We start from the raw sequence: 530 nt of genomic DNA, 5'->3' as shown, positions 1-530 counted from the left end.
GGTGCGGCGTCTGATGTGGCCACGGCTTCCTTTGCTGCCGCCTTTACCGCTGCTTCGAATTTTGGTGCGGATGGGGCTGGTTCTGTGGCATGGACTTACCACCTTAATTTACTGGCATCCGCCGGCGTTGATTCCGGGCTAAAATCGGATGGGCAGGTGATTCACCTTTACAACATCAACGGCGAGGTTATCGGTTCAACCTCGGCAACGGCAGCTGGCGTGACCGGGGGGAATACAATTTTCTCACTGGCCGTGAATTCCGGCACCGGGGAAGTCAGCCTCACGCAACTGCGGGAAATCGATCACAGCCTGCCAGGTTCTAATGCGAATTATGAGGCCCAGGAAATTAGTTTAAACACGGGCCTGGTGGGGTTAACCGGTCAAGCCACGATCACGGATGGTGATGGCGATACCAGTACCGATTCCAGGGTGCTTGATTTAGGGGGCAATGTCGTTTTTGATGATGATGGTCCAAGCATTTCTGTGACAGCAACCGATGGCAACCTCATTCTGTTAAATACCCAGGATGC

The 530-nt window shown here is 53.8% G+C and carries 1 protein-coding gene; it reads left to right on the top strand.

Annotation, left to right across the window (positions count from 1 at the left end):
* The coding region (locus ACN4Z1_RS15955) for a DUF5801 repeats-in-toxin domain-containing protein (protein WP_419423056.1) at positions 1-530 on the top strand (530 nt) is incomplete at both ends.

It is taken from the genome of Legionella sp. ST3F1, from assembly GCF_048553315.1.
Lineage (GTDB): Bacteria > Pseudomonadota > Gammaproteobacteria > Legionellales > Legionellaceae > Tatlockia > Tatlockia donaldsonii.
This window is presented reverse-complemented; position numbering and strand designations above follow the sequence as displayed.